Annotated in this window: 17 protein-coding genes; 4 read left to right on the forward strand and 13 right to left on the reverse strand. The window is 72.2% G+C overall.

Annotated features, from left to right (window positions below):
- Window positions 1–99: 99 nt before the first annotated feature.
- From ACZ592_RS17880 to ACZ592_RS17905, 6 genes are all read right to left on the reverse strand, one after another.
- Window positions 100–582: an NUDIX hydrolase gene (locus ACZ592_RS17880; protein ID WP_471582515.1), complete on the reverse strand. Its 483-nt coding sequence runs from the start codon at window positions 580–582 to the stop codon at window positions 100–102.
- Window positions 552–1685 (reverse strand): CHAD domain-containing protein, encoded by a 1134-nt coding sequence (locus tag ACZ592_RS17885; protein ID WP_471582516.1) that lies wholly within the window; start codon window positions 1683–1685, stop codon window positions 552–554. The genes ACZ592_RS17880 and ACZ592_RS17885 overlap by 31 nt, the downstream gene beginning before the upstream one ends.
- Window positions 1666–4017: an RNA degradosome polyphosphate kinase gene (locus tag ACZ592_RS17890; protein ID WP_471582517.1), complete on the reverse strand. Its 2352-nt coding sequence runs from the start codon at window positions 4015–4017 to the stop codon at window positions 1666–1668. The genes ACZ592_RS17885 and ACZ592_RS17890 overlap by 20 nt, the downstream gene beginning before the upstream one ends.
- A gap of 138 nt (window positions 4018–4155) precedes the next feature.
- Window positions 4156–5181 carry a hypothetical protein gene (locus ACZ592_RS17895; protein ID WP_471582518.1) on the reverse strand — a complete coding sequence of 342 codons (1026 nt, stop codon included), beginning with the start codon at window positions 5179–5181 and terminating at the stop codon, window positions 4156–4158.
- Entirely contained in the window at window positions 5178–6077 is a 900-nt protein-coding gene (locus tag ACZ592_RS17900; protein WP_471582519.1) for an ABC transporter ATP-binding protein, read from the reverse strand. The genes ACZ592_RS17895 and ACZ592_RS17900 overlap by 4 nt, the downstream gene beginning before the upstream one ends.
- Window positions 6074–6544, reverse strand: coding sequence for a GntR family transcriptional regulator (locus ACZ592_RS17905; protein WP_471582520.1), 471 nt, complete (start codon window positions 6542–6544; stop codon window positions 6074–6076). The genes ACZ592_RS17900 and ACZ592_RS17905 overlap by 4 nt, the downstream gene beginning before the upstream one ends.
- Window positions 6545–6731: 187 nt before the next feature.
- Here ACZ592_RS17905 and ACZ592_RS17910 point away from each other — a divergent pair, with 187 nt between their 5' ends.
- Window positions 6732–7139: an LppU/SCO3897 family protein gene (locus tag ACZ592_RS17910; protein WP_471582521.1), complete on the forward strand. Its 408-nt coding sequence runs from the start codon at window positions 6732–6734 to the stop codon at window positions 7137–7139.
- 153 nt (window positions 7140–7292) lie between these two features.
- Here the strand turns inward: ACZ592_RS17910 and mshD are convergent, their stop codons facing one another.
- Window positions 7293–8231, reverse strand: coding sequence for a mycothiol synthase (mshD, locus tag ACZ592_RS17915; RefSeq protein ID WP_471582522.1), 939 nt, complete (start codon window positions 8229–8231; stop codon window positions 7293–7295).
- 396 nt (window positions 8232–8627) lie between these two features.
- Between mshD and ACZ592_RS17920 the strand changes: the two genes are divergently transcribed.
- Window positions 8628–10472 carry a bifunctional metallophosphatase/5'-nucleotidase gene (locus ACZ592_RS17920; protein ID WP_471582523.1) on the forward strand — a complete coding sequence of 615 codons (1845 nt, stop codon included), beginning with the start codon at window positions 8628–8630 and terminating at the stop codon, window positions 10470–10472.
- 135 nt (window positions 10473–10607) lie between these two features.
- Window positions 10608–11882, forward strand: coding sequence for an LmeA family phospholipid-binding protein (locus tag ACZ592_RS17925; RefSeq protein WP_471582524.1), 1275 nt, complete (start codon window positions 10608–10610; stop codon window positions 11880–11882).
- Between the two features lie 64 nt (window positions 11883–11946).
- Here ACZ592_RS17925 and ACZ592_RS17930 read toward each other — a convergent pair whose 3' ends face one another.
- The 6 genes from ACZ592_RS17930 to ACZ592_RS17955 form a co-directional block, all read right to left on the reverse strand.
- Window positions 11947–13389 carry a sensor histidine kinase gene (locus tag ACZ592_RS17930; RefSeq protein ID WP_471582525.1) on the reverse strand — a complete coding sequence of 481 codons (1443 nt, stop codon included), beginning with the start codon at window positions 13387–13389 and terminating at the stop codon, window positions 11947–11949.
- Window positions 13386–14123, reverse strand: coding sequence for a response regulator transcription factor (locus ACZ592_RS17935; protein WP_471582526.1), 738 nt, complete (start codon window positions 14121–14123; stop codon window positions 13386–13388). The genes ACZ592_RS17930 and ACZ592_RS17935 overlap by 4 nt, the downstream gene beginning before the upstream one ends.
- A 42-nt stretch (window positions 14124–14165) precedes the next feature.
- The gene (locus ACZ592_RS17940) at window positions 14166–14396 is read right to left on the reverse strand and encodes a hypothetical protein (protein WP_471582527.1); all 231 of its coding nucleotides are present in this window, start codon (window positions 14394–14396) and stop codon (window positions 14166–14168) included.
- Window positions 14397–14489: 93 nt separating this feature from the next.
- Entirely contained in the window at window positions 14490–15524 is a 1035-nt protein-coding gene (locus ACZ592_RS17945; protein WP_471582528.1) for a S1C family serine protease, read from the reverse strand.
- A gap of 123 nt (window positions 15525–15647) precedes the next feature.
- The gene (locus ACZ592_RS17950) at window positions 15648–16670 is read right to left on the reverse strand and encodes a LacI family DNA-binding transcriptional regulator (protein WP_471582529.1); all 1023 of its coding nucleotides are present in this window, start codon (window positions 16668–16670) and stop codon (window positions 15648–15650) included.
- 23 nt (window positions 16671–16693) lie between these two features.
- Window positions 16694–17542, reverse strand: coding sequence for a response regulator transcription factor (locus tag ACZ592_RS17955; RefSeq protein ID WP_471582530.1), 849 nt, complete (start codon window positions 17540–17542; stop codon window positions 16694–16696).
- Window positions 17543–17803: 261 nt separating this feature from the next.
- On the opposite strand from ACZ592_RS17955, the gene ACZ592_RS17960 reads away from it, so the two are divergent.
- Window positions 17804–18649: an alpha/beta hydrolase gene (locus tag ACZ592_RS17960; RefSeq protein WP_471582531.1), complete on the forward strand. Its 846-nt coding sequence runs from the start codon at window positions 17804–17806 to the stop codon at window positions 18647–18649.
- Window positions 18650–18657 lie beyond the last annotated feature (8 nt).

Consider the following 18657-nt stretch of genomic DNA (forward strand, 5'->3'; position numbering starts at 1 on the left):
TCTCCTCAAGACCTCGGGCCTTCGCGCTGCTGTCATGGCGATGACGGAACGCGGCGGAGAAACGTGACCGGCCACAGGTGACCGTCCCGGCGTGACCGGCTAGCGGTCACCTTCCGCCGGGTGGAGCACGGCGAGCAGTTCGGTGACGAGTTCGGCGTCCCGCGGCCGGGTCAGGCGACGGCGGGCAGCCTCGGGGTCCAGCCACCGCAGCCGGGACACCTCGGAGTTGGGGGCGAAGGTGCCGGAGACCGCCTCGGCCGCCCAGTACCGCACTTCCTTCGGATGCCCGTGCGCGTCCCGGTAGTGCGCGGTGGGCAGCTCCGCGCCGAGCTCGCACCGCATGCCGGTCTCTTCGAGCACTTCGCGCCGTGCCGCGTCGGCCGCGGACTCCGCGCGCTTGAGCTTGCCCTTGGGGTGGGACCAGTCCTCCCACTTGGGCCGGAAGACCAGCGCGAGCTCGATGCCGCCCACGGCCGAGGGCGCCGGGCGCCACAGGACGCAGCCCGCCGCCCGGACGGTGGTCCCCTCGCCGCGGGTGCCCTCCCTGTACGTCACCGTGTCCTCGCCTCCTCGTACAGCCATGCCCGCTGGAACGCGAACCGTGCCGCCTCGACCTCGTGGCGCTGGTCGGCGTGGAGCACGCCCAGCGCGTACGCCGTGGCCGGGGCGATCCGCGGGGTGCGGGCCGCCTGGGCGGCGGCGGCCGCGGCCGCGGCCGCCTCGCGGTGGACGTTCAGGGCGTGGCTCGCGTCCGCGATGCGGGGCTCGGGGGGTACGCCCAGGAGGACCTCCTGGGCGTACCGGTGCAGGCGCAGCAGGGAGCGGACCTTGAGCCAGGGGGCGTCCTGGGCGTCCGGGGCGGTGTCCGACGCGAGGCCGTGGACGAGCGCGCCCGCGTTGTAGGGGTGGCCCGCCTGACCGAGGGGGAGGGCGGCGACCGCTTCGGCGAGGGCCGACTCCGCCCGCTCCGCACCGGGCTTGAGGTCCTCCGTGGCGCCGCTCAGCGGGACGTCGCTCGCCAGGACGGCGACGTTGTCCGCCACCGCGTGGAAGCGGGAGGAACCGAAGGCCTGGAGGGCGGCGGAGTGGGCGCGCGTCCTGGCGAGCGTCAGCTGGCGCTCCAGCAGGGCCGCCGCCTTGGCCGCGCCCACGGTCAGGCCGCGCGGGGCGCCGCCGCTCGGGCGGGTGTCTGTGGGCTGTGCCCAGCCGTCCCCGAGTCCTCGGCCCCGCTCCGGCAGGGGAGCCCCCGGCCGCCGTACGGAGTGCCTGCCCGCGGCGGCGACATCGGCCGCGGCCGCCCGTGGCTCCTCGCTCGGGCCGGGTACCGGTGCCGGGCCCGACAGGCGGTGCAGCGCCTCCAGGAGGCGGGCGAGCCGCGACTCGTACGCGTACTCCTGGCCCAACGTGCCCGAGAGCCACGCCAGTTCGGGGCGGAGCGAGGTGGCCCACTCCGCGTCGAGGAGCGGGCGGAAGGTGTGCAGGGTGCCGCCGATGCGGCGGGCCGCGCCGCGCAGGGAGCGGGCCGCGGCGAGAGCCTCCTCGGCGCCCTGCGCGTCCGCCGTGGACTCGCGGTGCAGCCGCAGCGAGCGGAGGAACCCGGTGGCCTGGTCCTGCAGGTAGGCCGTGAGGGCCTCGCCCGCGGAACCCGTGCCCGTACCCGTCATCTCATGGTGTTGCTGTGCCACGCCGGCGCCTCCGGGCGTCTATGAGCATCTCCTGTACGTTCCGCAGGGGCTGGCCTTCCGGGTCCACCGAGTGGCGGGTCCAGCTGCCGTCCGCGCCCAGGTGCCAGGAGGCGGTGGTGTCCGACATGCCGGTCTCCAGGAGCCGGCTGAGGGCCGCCCGGTGCGCCGGGTCCTGGACCCTGACCAGCGCCTCGATACGGCGGTCGAGATTGCGGTGCATCATGTCGGCGCTGCCGATCCACACCTCCGGTTCGCCGCCGTTGCCGAAGGCGAAGACGCGGGAGTGCTCCAGGAAGCGGCCGAGGACGGAGCGCACCCGGATGTTCTCCGAGAGCCCCGCGACGCCGGGGCGCACCGCGCAGATGCCGCGCACCCACACGTCCACCTCGACGCCCGCCTGCGACGCGCGGTACAGCGCGTCGATGACCGCCTCGTCCACCATCGAATTGACCTTGATGCGGACGTGGGCGGGGCGGCCCGCCCTGTGGTGCTGCGTCTCCTTGTTGATGCGCGAGACGAGGCCGTCGCGCAGGGACTTGGGGGCCACCAGGAGGCGGCGGTAGGTCTCCCTGCGGGAGTAGCCGGAGAGCCGGTTGAAGAGGTCGGAGAGGTCCGCGCCGACCTCCTGGTTGGAGGTGAGCAGGCCCAGGTCCTCGTAGAGGCGGGCGGTCTTGGGGTGGTAGTTGCCGGTGCCCACGTGCGAGTAGCGGACGAGGGTGTCGCCCTCCTGGCGCACGACGAGGGAGAGCTTGCAGTGGGTCTTCAGGCCGACCAGGCCGTAGACCACGTGACAGCCGGCCTCCTCCAGCTTGCGCGCCCACTTGATGTTGGCCTGCTCGTCGAAGCGGGCCTTGATCTCGACGAGGACGAGGACCTGCTTGCCGGACTCGGCGGCGTCGATGAGCGCGTCGACTATGGGGGAGTCGCCCGAGGTGCGGTACAGCGTCTGCTTGATGGCGAGGACGTCGGGGTCGGCCGCCGCCTGCTCGAGGAACGCCTGCACGGACGTGGAGAACGAGTCGTACGGGTGGTGCAGCAGTACGTCGCGTTCGCGAAGGGCAGCGAAGATGTCGGGGGCGGACGCCGACTCGACCTCGGCGAGGTCGCGGTGGGTGCCCGCCACGAACTTGGGGTACTTCAGCTCGGGCCTGTCCAGCTTGGCGATGCTGAAGAGGCCGGTGAGGTCGAGCGGGCCCGGCAGCGGGTACACCTCGGCCTCGCTGATCTTCAGCTCGCGCACCAGCAGGCTGAGGACGTTCGGGGCGATGGACTCCTCGACCTCCAGGCGCACGGGCGGGCCGAAGCGGCGCCGCATGAGCTCCTTCTCCAGGGCCTGGAGCAGGTTCTCGGCGTCGTCCTCCTCGACCTCCAGGTCCTCGTTCCTGGTGAGCCGGAACATGTGGTGCTCCTGGATCTCCATGCCCGGGAAGAGCTCCTGGAGGTGTGCGGGCGCGGCGATGACGTCCTCGATGGGGACGTACCGCTGCGGGGAGGCCTCAAGGAAGCGGGAGAGCAGCGGAGGAACCTTCACACGGGCGAAGTGCTGATGGCCCGAGACCGGGTTCCGCACGACCACGGCGAGGTTCAGGGAGAGCCCCGAGATGTACGGGAAGGGGTGCGCGGGGTCCACGGCCAGCGGGGTCAGGACGGGGAAGATCTGCTGCCGGAAGAGCGTGAAGAGCCGGGACTGCTCCTTCTCGGTCAGCTCGTGCCAGCGCACCAGGTGGATGCCCTCGTCGGCGAGGCCGGGGGCGACGTCGTCCTGGTAGCAGGCGGCGTGCCGGGCCATGAGCTCGCGGGAGCGGTTCCAGATCAGTTCGAGGACCTCGCGGGGCTGCAGGCCGGAGGCCGAACGGGTGGCGACCCCGGTCGCGATGCGGCGCTTGAGGCCGGCCACCCGGACCATGAAGAACTCGTCCAGGTTCGAGGCGAAGATCGCCAGGAAGTTCGCCCGCTCCAGGAGGGGCGTGTGGGGGTCCTCGGCGAGTTCGAGCACCCGTTCGTTGAAGGCGAGCCAGCTGCGCTCCCGGTCCAGGAAACGGCCCTGCGGCAGCTCGGCGCCGTCGTGCCCGACCTGGGCGTCCTCGTCGTACGCGTCGAGATCGGCGTCGATGTCGGGGTCGAGGTCGGAGACGGTGGCGGCGATGGTGTGCGGCCGGTGTGCGGCGATCGAGCCTACGGAGGGCTGGGCGTGCTGGACCGTACCTTGCGTGTTCGGCTGGCTCATGTCCCCATTCTTCCGCGCGGGCACGCCGATGGGCGCGTCGGAGAGCGCGGGAGCGAGGCGGAGCTTCCCGTTCTGCGGGGAGGGGTCGGGCACGGCGGGCTGCATTCAGTGAGCGTCGCAAGCCTGTCTGAATCGCCGGTTACGGCGACATGACGTGCGGGACATCGGCCGACGACCCCCGGGCGTCCACCGCCCGGGGGTCGTGGCCGGTCGCAGGGTTCCGGCCGGGGCCGGACCACTGGTTCAGGCCGCGCGGCGGCGCAGGACGCGGAACGCGAGGCAGGCCGCGGCGGCCGCGAGGACCAGGATGATGCCGGTCTCCACGAGCTGGAGGGGCCAGAAGTGCGACGGGGGGTGGAACTCGCCGTATCGGCCCGTGACGTGGTTGTCGGCGAAGCACCGCTCGACCTCCGCCACCCAGCACCGCGACTCCGGGATCCGCCTGCCGTCGGCGGTGAGCAGGCCCCATTCCACCTCGTGGGCGAAGTCCGGGACCGTGACCGGGCCGTTCACGGCCCAGTTGCCCGTCTCGGTCGGCCACAGTCGGGGCCTGATCAGCGGCATCGTGACGACCGCGGCCGCGGTGACGGCCACCGCGGCGCCGACCGCGGCCGCCGTGCGGCGCAGAAGCATCCCGGCGAGCGCTCCGACGGCGAGGCCGAGCAGGGCGTACGCCAGGGCGACCGGGCCCACCGAGCCGTACATCGCCCGCTCGTACCAGGGGGCCCTGGTGTACGCGTGCTCCGGCCCGGTCGTCCAGGCCCAGCGCTGGACGGCGACGAGCAGGGTCGTCCCGGTGACCACGAGCGCGGCGCACACGACGAGGCGGTCGGCGAGCCAGCGGGCCGGGGTGAGCGACTGGGTCCAGCCGAGTTTGTACGTGCCGGTCTCCAGCTCCCGCCCGATGAGCGGCCCCGCGACGAACGCCCCGATCAGACAGGGCAGCGCGAGCAGGCCCATGCCCAGGTAGTCGAGGATGCGGTCGAACTGCCGCTCGGCATCGAGGTAGCCGCGGACCGAGGCGCCGCACTCCCTTGTGGTGTGCCGGATCGAGCAGTCGGAGGCGGCGAAGACGTCGGCCGCGTGGGAGACCCACAGACGGTCGGCGATCAGCGCCGCGGCGGCGAGCGCGAACAGCGCGACCGTGATCCACAGGGCCGTTCGGTGTTGGCGCAGGACCGCACGGCAGGGCCCGGGCAGGGAGAGGGCGGTGCGGCGGCCCCGCGACTCGGCGGGCGTGGGCGCGGGTGCGCTCGTCAACGTGGTCACGCGGTCACCGCCGGGGCGACGGGGGCGGTGCCCGGTGTCAGCAGCGGCGCGGTGTCCGGAGTGCGCAGATGGGCGAGCAACAGCTCCTCCAGGGAAGGCTCTTGGGTGTCCCAGTCGTCGCCGACCGGGCCCTCGGTGCGGATCAGGGCCGTGACACCGCGGCCGGTGGCACGGGACTCGACGACCGTGTGCGGGTGGAGACGGCCGGCGGACCCGCGCCCGGTGACCAGACGGTGCGCGCCGATCAGGTCGTCGATGCCGCCGCCGAGGCGGATCCGGCCCCCGGACACGAGCAGCAAGTGGTCGCAGGAGTCGGCGAGTTCGGTGACGATGTGCGAGGACATCACGACGGTCGTGCCGTGCTCGGCGGCCTCGGCCATGAGCGTGCCCATCAGCTCGTGCCGGGCGAGGGGGTCCAGGTCGGCCATCGGCTCGTCCAGGAGCAGCAGTTCGGCGCGCTTGCCGAGCGCGAGGGCGAGCGCGACGCGGGTGCGCTGGCCGCCGGAGAGCGTACGGACACGGGCCTTCGCGTCGAGCCCGCCACCGTTCACGACCCGCTCGGCGATGTCCATGTCCCAGCGGTCCGGGTTGAGTTCGGCGCCGAGACGCAGCGTGTCCGCGATGGTCAGGTGCGGGTGGAGCGGCTTGTCCTGGGCGACGTAGGCGATACGGGGACGGGCCTGACCGGGCTCGGTGCCGAGCACGGTGAGGGTGCCGCCGGTGGGCCGGTCGAGGCCCGCGGCCAGGGCCAGCAGGGTCGACTTGCCGGCGCCGTTCGGGCCGACGACCGCGCAGACGCGTCCGGTGGGCAGGCGGAACGCGCAGTCGTTCAGGGCGGTGCGCCGCCGTCCGTAGCGTTTGGTCAGCGCGGACGCCTCGATGGCGGTGTCGGTCATGCGGAATCCCCCTTGGTTCCCTGCGTCTTGGTGCCCTGCGCCCTGGTTCCCTGCGCGTGGGCGTGCCGCGCGCCGTGCGGTTCGGTGTGCTGCTCGGTGAACTGCTCTTCCAGTACGGCGTGGAAGAGCGCGGTCACGTCGTCCTTCTCCAGACCCGCCCGCCGGGCCCGCGCGGCCCACTCGGCGAGCTCCCCCCGCAGCGGCGAGTGGGCCGGTGCGCTGCCCAGCGTCCGCCGGACGAACGTGCCGAGGCCGCGCCGGGCCTCGACCAGCCCCTCGCGCTCCAGCTCGCGGTAGGCCTTCAGGACCGTGTTCGGGTTGATGGCCGTGGCCTCGACCACCTCGCGGGCCGTCGGCAGCTTGTCGCCGGGCTCCAGCAGGCCCAGGCGCAGGGCCTGCTGGGTCTGCTGGACGATCTGGAGGTACGTGGCGACGCCGCTGCGTCGGTCGATGCGGTATTCGACCACTGCCTTGCACCACCCTTTCACTAATTGAGTAGTGAAAGGGTGGTGCAAGAGGGGGTGCGCAGTCAAGAGGGGCGTGCGGCGGGGGTTTCGGGGAGCCGCGGGGGCGGGTTCGGTGCCGGGGTCGCGATCTTGTAGCGTCTGCCGCCGAAAATTGACGTGAACACGCACGAAATGCGGGGGTATTGCCTTGTCCACGTTCCAGCAGGACCGGCCGTCCGGGCCGTCGCGGCACTTCCCGGCGGGCGGTGGCGGCGGCGCCTTCAACGGCCTCTCGCCCCTGATGAAGGTGGCGGTCCTGGTCATCGCGGCCGTCATCGCCGGCGTCTGGATGTACACCAGCCGAGGCAACACCACGGGGCCCGACAGCGACACGGCCCGGCAGCCCGCGGCGGCCCAGGTGGGCGACTGCGTCCAGAACGAGGGGTCCGACGACGAACCCGACATGGAGGTCGTCGACTGCGGTGACGCCAAGGCCGAGTACAAGGTGGCCGGCACGCAGGAGCGCGAGTGCGAGCCGGGGCGGTCGCGCTACGAGCAGACGCGCCGCGGCCGGGTGCAGTTCTCCCTGTGCCTGACGCCGGCCGGGGCCAAGTAGGCCGAACCCGGGCCGCGTCCGGACGAGGGCGCGGGTGTGCGAGGCCGGCTGTGCGAGGCCTCGGGTGTACGAAGAGGGCGTGACGTTCCCGCGGGAACGTCACGCCCTCCGTCGTGCGGTGCGGTGCGGTGGAAGGGAGGTGGCGGCCGGCGCTCAGGACTCCGTGCGGTACATCAGGTCCGTCTCGTGCGTGACGAAGCCGAGGCGCTCGTAGACGCTCACGGCCGCCTTGTTGTCCGCGTCCACGTACAGCATCGCGGTCGGCAGGCCCGCCGCCGCGAGGTGGCGCAGACCGGTGGTGGTCAGGGCCTTGCCGAGGCCGCCGCCCTGGGCGCCGGGCCGTACGCCCACCACGTACACCTCGCCGAGCCCTTCCTCGGCATGCACCTTCGTCCAGTGGAAGCCGACGATCGCGCCGTCCTTCTCCGCGAGGAAGAAGCCCGCCGGGTCGAACCACGGCTCGGCCTTGCGGTCGTCCAGGTCGCGCTGGGTGAGGGAGCCCTGCTCGGGGTGGTGCGCGAAGGCCTCGGCGTTCACCGCGAGCCAGGCCGCGTCGTCCTGGCCGGGCACGAAGGTGCGGAGGGTGACGCCCTCGGGGAGGGAGGGGTCGGGCAGGTCGAGGTCCGCCAACGGGCGCCGCATCTGGCGCAGTTCACGGAAGAGGGCGAGGCCGAGCACCTGCGCGAGGTGCCGGGCCGCCGAGTGGCCGCCGTGCGCCCAGACGCGCAGCCGGCGCCCCGACTCGGCGAGCAGTGCCGTGCCGAGCGCCCTGCCGTGCCCGTGGCCGCGGCGCGCGGGGTGCACGACCAGTTCGGCGGCGGGCGCCTCCACGGGGTCGGTGTCCTCCAGCTGCGCGTAGCCGACGAGGTCGTCGCCGACACTCAGCAGCAGGTGCCGGACGCCGTCGCGGGCGCCGCCCCTCAGCTGCAGCCGCCCCTGCTCGGACACCGCCTGCTGGCCGTCCGTGCGGGCGGCCTCGGCGAGCAGCGCGAGGACCGCGTCGGCCTGCGCGGAGGTGAGCTCGGCGAGGGTGTCGATGGTCCGGAGCTGGGCGGCGGCGGGGGGTGCCTCGGCGGGGCGGTCGTCTGTCATGCCCCCGAGCGTAGTCTGGCGGGGCGCCTTGGGGGGTGGGGGGATTGGGGGGTTTTGGGGGTTCGTCTGCTTCCGGGGTGTGGTGGGGTGTCGCGCTGCGCGCTCGTCCTCAAGCGCCGGACGGGCTTCATGTCGCGCTGTGCGCTCGTCCTCAAGCGCCGGACGGGCTGTGAGGCGTGCTGCTCGCTCTTCGGGTGCGGGGCGTGGTGGGGTGTCGTGCGGCGCGCTCGTCCTCAAGTGCCGGGCGGGCTGTGAGGCGTGCTGCTCGCTCGTTTCGCCCCTGACGGCAACCAGGATGTAACCGGCAACCCTCTGTCGCGCTACGCGCGTTGACTTTAGGCTGCGGGGCGGCAGGTCTGCCGTCCCAGTCGTCTCACACCATCCCCAGGGGGACACGTGTCAGCCACACCCCAGCCGCGCCGGCCCCGACGCCGCGCCTATCGCGTGCTCGTCGCGGCCGCCTCGCTCGCCACCGTCGGCGCGCTGGCCGCCGCGCTTCCCGCCGACGCCGGGCAGGACCGGGCGGGCGGGGGCAAGGGCGGCAAGAAGCGCACCGTCGATGTGCAGTTGCTGTCCTTCAACGATTTCCACGGGAACCTGCAGGCACCGGCCGGGTCCTCGGGGCAGGTCACGGAGAAGCAGGCCGACGGGAGCGAGAAGAAGATCGACGCAGGCGGCGTCGAGTACCTCGCCACCTCGCTGCGCAACGCCCGCAAGGCGCACCCCTACAGCGTCACCGCGGCCGCCGGCGATCTCATAGGTGCCAGCCCGCTCCTCTCCGGGCTCTTCCACGACGAGCCCACCGTCGAGGCGATGAACAAGCTCGACCTGGACGTCTCGAGCGTCGGCAACCACGAGTTCGACGAGGGGGCCACGGAGCTGGCCCGGATGCAGAACGGTGGCTGCCACCCCAAGGACGGCTGCTTCGAGAAGGACAAGAAGGGGGAGGGGAAGCGGTTCGAGGGGGCGGACTACCCGTATCTCACCGCCAACGTCACGAAAGAGAAGACCGGGAAGCCGCTGCTCAAGCCCTACTGGGTGTGGAAGCACAAGGGCGTCAAGGTCGGCTTCATCGGTGTGACGCTCGAAGGCACCCCCGACATCGTCTCCGCCGACGGCGTCAAGGGGCTCAAGTTCCACGACGAGATCGAGAGCGTCAACAAGTACGCGAAGATCCTCGACAAGCAGGGCGTGAAGTCGATCGTCACCCTCATCCACGAGGGCGGCGCCCCGGCGAGCCAGGCGTACAACTACGACTGTGACTCCCCGGGGGCCGGCGACGGCATCTCCGGGCCGATCACCGCCATCGCCAAGGGCATCACGCCCAAGGTCGACGCGCTCGTCACCGGGCACACGCACAACGCGTACGTCTGCACGATCCCCGATCCGGCGGGCAAGCCCCGCATGGTGACCTCGGCGTCCTCCTTCGGGAAGCTCTACACGGACACCACGCTCACGTACGACCGCAAGACCAAGGACATCGTGCGCACCAGCGTGAAGTCCGCGAACCACGTGGTCAGCCGTGAGCAGGCCAAGGCGCCCGACATGACCTCGCTCATCTCGCGCTGGGACAAGCTGGCCGCGCCCGTCGCCAACAAGCCCGTCGGCTACATCTCGGCGGACATCCCCGGCCGCGGCGCCGGCACCCCCGAGTCGCCGCTCGGCGACCTCATCTCCGACGCGCAGCTCGCGCACGCCAAGTCCCTCGACCCCGAGGCCGATCTGGCGCTGATGAACCCGGGCGGCATCCGCTCCGACATCGTCCACAAGGCGAGCGGCGGTGAGGGCGACGGAGTCGTCACGTACGGCGAGGCGTTCACCGTGCAGCCGTTCAGCAACACCGTCAACCTGGTCGACCTGACCGGCGCGCAGCTCGTCACCGGTCTGAAGCAGCAGGTCAGCGGGTCGAACGAGGCCGCGCCGAAGATCCTTCAGGTCTCCGACGGGCTGACGTACACGCTGGACATGACCAAGTCGGGCGCGGACCGCGTCGTCGCCGGCTCCATCAAGCTGAACGGCAAGGCGATCGACCCGGCGGCCACCTACCGCGTCGCGATGAACTCCTTCCTCGCGGGCGGTGGCGACGGCTTCGCCGAGCTGGGCAAGGGGACGAAGCCGCTGGTCGGCAGCGACGACCTGAAGGCGTTCAACGACTACCTGACCGCCAACTCCTCGGCGGACAAGCCCATCACGCCCCCGAAGGCGGACCGCATCACGGTCGTGAAGCAGGGCGTGCGGTAGCTCGTCACGCAGCTGGCCGACGCATGGCCACAGGATGGCGTGCCGTGAAAACAGCGCGTTAAAGAAGCGGCCCAAACCGGGTGTTACCGGGTGTAAGGCTTGGGGTGGGGTGTGAACGTATGGTGGGATCACCTGATGCGTTCCCCCCACCGCATAGCCACGCGTCCTGCGGATGCCCCACGCGACGACCACGACGACCACGAGAACGGCACCAGGAACGACACCGCCCGGCTGCCGGTCTCCTCGTACACCAATCCGTACGACGAGCTGGGCGCCCTCGCCCCGAGCCCGCTGGAGGAGTTCCTCCACGAGGAGAAGGACGAACCGGGCGCCGACGTTCCCTGGACGCCGCCGAACCACCGGCGCGGCAGCCGCCGCCGCACCCGGTTCGCGGGGCTGCCGATCGCCGCGAAGGCCCTGGTCGCCGTCCTCGTCGCCGCCGCCTTCCTCGCGCTCGGTGACCGCTGGGCGCTGCTCTACGCCGAGCACGAGGCCGCGGACAAGCTCAAGGACCAGATGAACCTGAGCGCGGCGCCCGAGGTCGACATCGAGGGGTTCCCCTTCCTCACCCAGGTCTTCGACAAGCGCGTCGACAAGGTCAAGGTGACCGTCCCCGACGTCGCGGCCGACCGGGTCTCGCTCGCCAAGGTCTCCGCGACCGCCACGAACGTCACGATCAACGGCGACGGGCCCACCTCCATCAAGGGCGCCAGCATCGGCGAGATGAACGGCGAGGTGCTGCTCTCCTTCGAGGACCTCAACCGTGAACTGGGCGCTTCCCAGGTCACCTTCACCGGCAACGGCCGCGACCAGGTCCTCGCGCGCGGCACGCTGCCCGTCGCGGGCCACGACCTGAAGGTGCGCGCCGACGCCCGCATCCAGCGCAACGGCGACCGTGGCATCTCCACCGACATCGGCGGCATGAGCCTGCAGCTCGGCGACCTGGCGACGTACCGTCCCGGCACGCGCGAGAAGGAGGGCCTGCACCTGTCGAAGAGCTCCGCCGACCGCGTCGCGAAGGAGACCGCGAAGGCGAAGGCGCTGCTCTCCGTCCCGGCGATCGTCCAGCGGCTCGGCGTCCCCGACGACGTGGTGCGCGGGGCCCTGAAGAGCGATACCAGGCTCGACGAACTCACCGGCTCGGCGAAGTTCGTGGACGACGTGATGGGCCTGAACCTCATCGACGTGGCGATGGGCCACCCCGAGCTCCTCAAGAAGCTCGGCCTGGACCCCGCCCTCCTGAACGGCCTCTCCCAGCTCACCCGCCCCGTCCTCGCCGACCGTCTCACCCTCGCCTTCCAACTGCCGAAGCTGCCGGGCGAGGGAACGATGTCGCTCAAGGACGTGACGGTGCAGAAGGAGGGCATCCGGGTCCGGATCGCCGGCTCCGGGATCGGGATCGGGAAGTAGGCCGGGGCGGCTGCCGGGGCGGCGGCCACGCCGGCTTCATGACGCGGTCGAGGACCGGGCGGGTTCAGGAAGAAGGCGTCTGCGGCGGCGGCGTCGGCGCCCCCGGCAACCGCATCGACGCCTCCGTGCCGCCGCCCTCCGCCGCCCGCAGGGCCACCTCGCCGCCGCACTGCTGCACCGTGCGCGCCACGATCGACAGGCCGAGGCCCGAACCGGGCAGGGAGCGTGCGGTCGGGGAGCGCCAGAACCGGTCGAAGACGTGCGGGAGTTCGTCCGCGGGGATGCCGGGGCCGTGGTCCCGCACCGTCAGGTGGCCCCGGTCGAGCGTGACCTCCACCCGGCCGTGCGGCGGGCTGAACTTCACCGCGTTGTCGAGGATGTTGACGACGGCCCGTTCCAGCGCGGGCGGCTCCGCGCGTACGTACCAGGGCGCGAGGTCGGCGGTGATCGTCAGCTCGGGGCCGCGCAGCCGGGCCCGCTCGATCGCCGTCCTGGTGAGGTCGTGCAGGGCGAGCACCTGGACCTTGCCGCCCGCGTCGCCGGAGTCCGGCCGCGAGAGTTCCTGCAGGTCGCCGATGAGCACGGCCAGTTCGGTCATCTGCGCGGTGACCGAGGAGAGCAGCGCCTTGCGGTCGTCGGGCGGGATGGCCCGGCCCGTCTCCTCGCTGCGGGCGAGCAGCTCGATGTTCGTGCGCAGGGACGTCAGCGGGGTGCGCAGTTCGTGGCCCGCGTCGGCGATCAGCTGCTGCTGCAGGTCGCGCGAGGAGGCCAGCGAGGCGGTCATGGAGTTGAAGGACTCCGACAGGCGGGCGATCTCGTCGTCGCCCTCGACGGGGATGCGGAGGTTCAGGTCCTCCGTGCGGGCGACGTGTTCGACGGCCTCGGTGAGCCGGTCCACGGGCCGCAGTCCGGTGCGCGCGACCCAGAGGCCGGCCACGCCGGCGCCGAGGACGCCGATGCCGGCGACGAAGAGGAGGATCAGGGTGAGGTTGTCGAGGGTGTCGTCGACCTCGCTGAGCGGGCGGGCGACGGAGACGGCGAGCTGGAGCTCGGGGTACTCGTCCAACGGGTAGGTGTAGACGCGGTACTTCTCGCCGTCGTCCGCGGTGGTGTCGTGGAACGTCGCCTTCTGCTCGCGCTTGGCCACGGCGGTGTCCGCGTCGGTGACCCCGACCGACTGACGGCCCAGGATCACGCAGTTCGTACCGTTCTTCGCGACGACCTGGATGGTCTGGTTGTACAGGTCCGGGTTGTCGCGGCCGGGGATCTCGCGCAGACACTTCGCGTTGCGCGCCACGGCGTCGATGTCGATCTGCTGGATCACCTGGCCCGGCTTGGGCCGCTTGCCGCTCAGCGCGTCGTCCAGCGACTCCGTCAACGTGTCGCGCACCACGAACCAGCAGGTCACCGCAGCCGCCGCGACCGCGACCGCGACCGCCGTCGCCACCAGCAGGGCGAGTCGCGAGCGCAGCGGGAGGCCGCGGAACCGCCGGACGATCGCGTTCACTCGCCGCCCCGCAGCACGTATCCGACGCCCCGCACCGTGTGCACCAGGCGCGGCTCGCCGCCCGCCTCCGTCTTGCGGCGCAGGTACATGACGTACACGTCGAGGGAGTTGGAGGTCGGCTCGAAGTCGAAGCCCCAGACCGCCTTGAGGATCTGCTCGCGGGTGAGGACCTGGCGCGGGTGCGCGAGGAACATCTCCAGGAGGGTGAACTCCGTGCGGGTCAGCTCGACCGTCCGCGGGCCCCGCGTGACCTCGCGCGTCGCCAGGTCCATCCGCAGGTCGGCGAAGGCGAGGGTGTCCCCCTCCTCGGCCTGCCCGGCCTCGGGGGCATACGAACTGCGGCGCAGCAGTGCCCGGATGCGGGCGAACAGCTCGTCCAGCTCGAAGGGCTTGACCAGGTAGTCGTCGGCGCCCGCGTCGAGTCCCGTGACGCGGTCGCCGACGGTGTCGCGCGCGGTCAGCATCAGGATCGGGGTGGTCGATCCGGTGGCGCGGAGCCTGCGCGCGGCGGTGAGGCCGTCCATGCGGGGCATCTGGATGTCGAGGACGACCAGGTCGGGGCGGTACGCCGCGGCCTTCTCCAGCGCGTCGGCGCCGTCGACGGCGACCTCCGTGCCGTACCCCTCGAAGGCGAGACTGCGCCGCAGCGCCTCCCGCACGGCGGGTTCGTCGTCCACGATCAGGATGCGCTGCTGTTCGCGGTCACCGGTGCGGTCGCCTTCGGCGGGGCTCATGGGCTTCGGACTTCCTCGGGTACGGGTCGGACGGGGCCGGTATCAGCCTCGCACGCGGCCGCGGGCGGTGCGGCGCGCGGCGGAGCGGGCGTTCGTGGCGGGCGCCGCCACCTCGGGGGCGCGCGCCGCCTGCGCGCCGTGCAGCTCCCGCGCCACGTCGAGCGGGAGGCCTGTGCCGGCCGGATCGGTGTCCGGCCTGCCCCAGCCGACGGTGACGGCCAGCGCGTGCCGGGCGCGGTTGACGGTGACGCTGGTGAAGGTGGTGCCGGCCATGGCGGCCTCCTGGGGTCGTACGGGGATGCGCTCGGTAGTTCAGTAGGTCAGGAGTTCAGTAGTTCGGGAGCTCTGGGGTACGGAAGCGGGTGATCAGGTCTTGGAGCCGGAGCGGAGCTTGCCGAGGTCGTCCTTGACGGCGTCGATCGGTATGGCGAAGCCGAGGCCGATGCTGCCCGACGCGGTCTCGCCGGTGCCCTGGCTCCCCGACGAACTGGGCGAGTACATCGCCGAGTTGATGCCGACGATGTTGCCGTTCATGTCGATGAGGGCGCCGCCGGAGTTGCCGGGGTTGAGCGAGGCGTCGGTCTGCAGCGCCTTGTACGTGGTCTTCGAGGAGCCGGTGTCGCCGTTGAACTGCTGCCCGCCGTACTCGAAGGGCCAGCCGCCCTGCGGGTTCTGCTGCTGCTCCTGGCCGTCGCCGGTGGCCACGGTGACGTCGCGGTCGAGCGCGGAGACGATGCCGCTGGTGACGGTGCCGGTGAGGCCCTCGGGGGAGCCGATGGCGACGACCTCGTCGCCGACCTTGACGTTGTCTGAGTTGCCGAGGGTCGCGGGCTTGAGCCCGGCGGCGCCCTTCAGCTGGATGAGCGCGAGGTCCTTCTTGCTGTCGGTGCCGACGACCTCGGCGCTGTACGTCTTGCCGTCGTTCGTCCGCACCTTGATGGAGGAGGCGCCGGCGACGACGTGGTTGTTGGTGATGATCTCGCCGTCGCTCTTGGTGATCACGCCGGATCCGGTGGACTTGCCCTGCCCGGTGGTGGCGCTGATCTCGACGATGCTGGGGCTGACCGCCTCGGCGACCCCGGCGACGGTCCCCCTCTTGCTCGTCGGCACGACGTCCGTACTGGTGGCGGACGAGCCGCCGTCCCGGTCGGTGAGCGTCTGCACGGCGTACGCGGTGCCGCCGCCCACCGCGGCCGCCGCGATGGCGACGGCGGCGAGCAGGGCCGCGGGCCCCCTGGCGCGGCGGCGCCGGGGCACGGGCCCCTGAGGTGCTTCCGGCGCGTGAGCGGGCGGGGGCGGGTACACGCCGTGCGCGTACGCGCCCTGCGTACCGCCGTGGTGCACAGGCGCTGACGACTGCTGCTGGGGGTACTCGCCGCTGTGGCGGAAGGTCTCGGTCATGACTATGAGCCTGTCGGCCGTACATGAGAGCTGCCTGAGTACGTCCTGAGAAGCCCGGCAGAAGTGCGTATGCCCCTTATAAAGGCCAGGGGCGGACGGTCCCGGATCCGGGGCCCGCGGCGGCTACTGGCAGCCGCAGGACTGGCGCACGACCAGCCGGGACGGGAACAGCTTCAGGCGCTCGCGGCGCGAACCCGCCACCCGCAGCCCGTCGTCGAGGACCAGGTCCACCGCGGCGCGGGCCATCGCGGGCCGGTCCGAGGCCACCGTCGTCAGCGGCGGATCCGTCAGACCCGCCTCCTTGACGTCGTCGAAGCCGGCGACGGCCAGCTGGCCCGGCACGTCGAGCCGGAGCTCGCGCGCCGCCCGCAGGATGCCGATCGCCTGGTCGTCCGTGGAGCAGAAGATCGCGGTGGGCCGGTCCGGGCGGGCCAGGAGCTCCAGGCCGACCTGGTAGGCGTCGTAGCGGTTGTACGGGGCCTCGAAGAGGCGGCCCTCGACCGACCGTCCCGCCTCCCGCATCGCACGCCGCCAGCCCTCGACGTGGTCGGAGACGGGGTCGCCGACGGTCGGGGTGTCCGCGGTGCCGCCGACACAGGCGACGTACGCGTGGCCGTGCTCCAGGAGGTGCCGGGTGGCGAGCTGCGCGCCGCCGACGTCGTCGGTGACGACCGCGACGTCGTCGATGGCCTCGGGCCGCTCGTGCAGCAGCACCACCCGGGCGTCCCACGCGTCGATCTCCGCGGCCGCCTGGTCGGTCAGGCCGTGGCTGACGAGGATGAGACCGGAGACCCGCATGCCGAGGAAGGCGCGGAGGTAGTGCGTCTCGCGCTCCTCCACGTAGTCGGAGTTGCCGACCAGGACCATCTTTCCGCGCTCGGACGCGGCCTGTTCGACGGCGTGCGTCATCTCCGCGAAGAAGGGCTGGCGCGCGTCCGGCACGATCATGCCTATGAGGTCCGTGCGCCGCGAGGCCATGGCCTGGGCAACCCGGTCGGGCCGGTAGCCCAGCTCCTTGATCGCTGCGAGTACCCGCTCGCGCGTGGCCGGGGCGACCGGCCTGGGTCCGTTGTTGATGACGTAACTGACGACCGCGGTCGAAGTACCCGCCAGTCGCGCCACATCATCCCGAGTCACCTTGGCCACGCGCGGAGTCTACGCGGATGGAACTACCGCTGGGCAGGCCGTACGGCGGCTTCCTTCGCAGCGGACGTCCCGGCGTCCCGGGCGGCCTGCGCACCGGGGCGGTCCGCGGTGCCCGGGGCGGGAGCCGGCCTCCCGCCGCCTTCGCCCTCGGCCCGCGGGGTCGCGGCCTTCGCCTTCTCGCCGTCGGCGGCCCGCTCGACCTTCTCGGGCGTGACGAAGCGGTAGCCGACGTTGCGGACGGTGCCGATCAGCGACTCGTGCTCGACGCCGAGCTTCGCCCGCAGGCGCCGCACGTGGACGTCGACGGTCCGGGTGCCGCCGAAGTAGTCGTAGCCCCACACCTCCTGGAGCAGCTGGGCGCGGGTGAAGACCCGGCCCGGGTGCTGCGCCAGGTACTTGATCAGCTCGAACTCCTTGAAGGTCAGGTCCAGGACCCGGCCCTTCAGCTTCGCGCTGTACGTCGCCTCGTCCACGGAGAGATCGCCGTTGCGGATCTCCATGGGGGAGTCGTCGCAGGTGATCTGCTGGCGGCCCATCGCGAGCCGCAGCCGTGCCTCGACCTCGGCGGGGCCCGCCGTGTCGAGGAGCACGTCGTCGATGCCCCAGTCGGCGGTGACGGCCGCGAGGCCGCCCTCCGTCACGACGAGGATCAGTGGACAGCCGGGGCCCGTGGAGCGCAGCAGCTGACAGAGGCTGCGCACCTGCGGGAGGTCGCGGCGGCCGTCGACGAGGATGACGTCGGCGCCGGGGGTGTCGACGAGAGCGGGCCCCTCCGCCGGGGCGACGCGCACGTTGTGAAGGAGCAGGCCGAGAGCGGGGAGCACCTCCGTCGACGGCTGGAGGGCGTTGGTCAGGAGCAGCAGAGAACTCATCGCGCCCCACCTGCCCGGGTGGTCCTGCTCGTCCTTCGATCGTGCACGTTTCGCTCGCCCATTACGTCGGTTCCTCCTCGGTCCCTGCGAGGACGTATGTGGCACTGCTTCGTACTGCGTTCTATCTCCGCGCCGCGGCTTCCGCGCCCTGGGAGCCGCACCGCCGTGTCTCACGATGCGGTCGGAATTGACCGCTCCGGAAAGCACGAAAGGACCCGGGGGCTGCGCTGCCCGGATCCTCTGCCCAGCAGAATAGCCCACATGAGTTCCGGTCCGGCAGGTCGAGAGGCGCGATCTTCTGTGCCGCCGATCACTCGCGGTCAGCGTCACGTTCAACAGCGCGCCACGCTGCGTACACACGACCAGGTGGCCGTCGAGGCCGTCCACGACCCCGGGCCCGACCCGGCGGGGGAGGTCGCGATCGTCCTCGCGCACGGCTTCTCGGGCGGCCTCTCGCGGCCGCACGTACGCCGGATCGCGGGCGTCCTGGCCCAGCGTGCGGGCGTGATCACGTTCTCGTTCCGGGGGCACGGCGCCTCCGGCGGGCGCTCCACGGTCGGCGACCGCGAGGTGCTCGACCTGGCGGCGGCGGTGGAGTGGGCGCGCTCGCTCGGCTACGTACACGTGGTGACCGTCGGTTTCTCGATGGGCGGTTCCGTCGTGCTGCGGCACGCGGCGTTGCACAGGGGGCGCACGGAAGCGCGGACCGACGCGGTGGTCGCGGTGAGCGCCCCGGCGCGCTGGTTCTACCGGGGAACGGCGCCGATGCGGCGGCTGCACTGGGTGGTCACGCGGCCCGCGGGCCGCGCGGTCGGGCGTCTCGGGCTGCGCACGAGAATCCACCCGCACGAGTGGGACCCCGTCCCCCTCTCGCCGGTCGAATCCGTCCCGCTCATCGCCCCGACGCCCTTGCTCATCGTGCACGGCGACCGCGACCCGTACTTCCCGCTCGACCACCCGCGGATGCTCGCGGCCGCGGCCGCCGGCGGGGCCCGGTTGTGGCTGGAAGAGGGCATGGGGCACGCGGAGCACGCGGCCACCGACGAGCTGATCGCGCGGATCGGCGCGTGGGCCACGGCATCATGGACGTCGGCAACCGCCGACTGAAAGGGGAG

It is taken from the genome of Streptomyces sp. NPDC040622, assembly GCF_055593965.1.

Excerpts from the sequence above, each read along its gene's own strand:
- ACZ592_RS17945 (WP_471582528.1), bottom strand. The coding sequence starts at position 15,524 with ATGACCGAGACCTTCCGCCACAGCGGCGAGTACCCCCAGCAGCAGTCG.
- ACZ592_RS17960 (WP_471582531.1), top strand. The coding sequence starts at position 17,804 with ATGAGTTCCGGTCCGGCAGGTCGAGAGGCGCGATCTTCTGTGCCGCCG.
- ACZ592_RS17880 (WP_471582515.1), bottom strand. The coding sequence starts at position 582 with ATGGCTGTACGAGGAGGCGAGGACACGGTGACGTACAGGGAGGGCACC.
- ACZ592_RS17925 (WP_471582524.1), top strand. The coding sequence starts at position 10,608 with ATGCGTTCCCCCCACCGCATAGCCACGCGTCCTGCGGATGCCCCACGC.
- ACZ592_RS17890 (WP_471582517.1), bottom strand. The coding sequence starts at position 4,017 with ATGCAGCCCGCCGTGCCCGACCCCTCCCCGCAGAACGGGAAGCTCCGC.
- ACZ592_RS17955 (WP_471582530.1), bottom strand. The coding sequence starts at position 17,542 with ATGAGTTCTCTGCTGCTCCTGACCAACGCCCTCCAGCCGTCGACGGAG.
- mshD (WP_471582522.1), bottom strand. The coding sequence starts at position 8,231 with ATGACAGACGACCGCCCCGCCGAGGCACCCCCCGCCGCCGCCCAGCTC.
- ACZ592_RS17900 (WP_471582519.1), bottom strand. The coding sequence starts at position 6,077 with ATGACCGACACCGCCATCGAGGCGTCCGCGCTGACCAAACGCTACGGA.
- ACZ592_RS17935 (WP_471582526.1), bottom strand. The coding sequence starts at position 14,123 with ATGAGCCCCGCCGAAGGCGACCGCACCGGTGACCGCGAACAGCAGCGC.
- ACZ592_RS17940 (WP_471582527.1), bottom strand. The coding sequence starts at position 14,396 with ATGGCCGGCACCACCTTCACCAGCGTCACCGTCAACCGCGCCCGGCAC.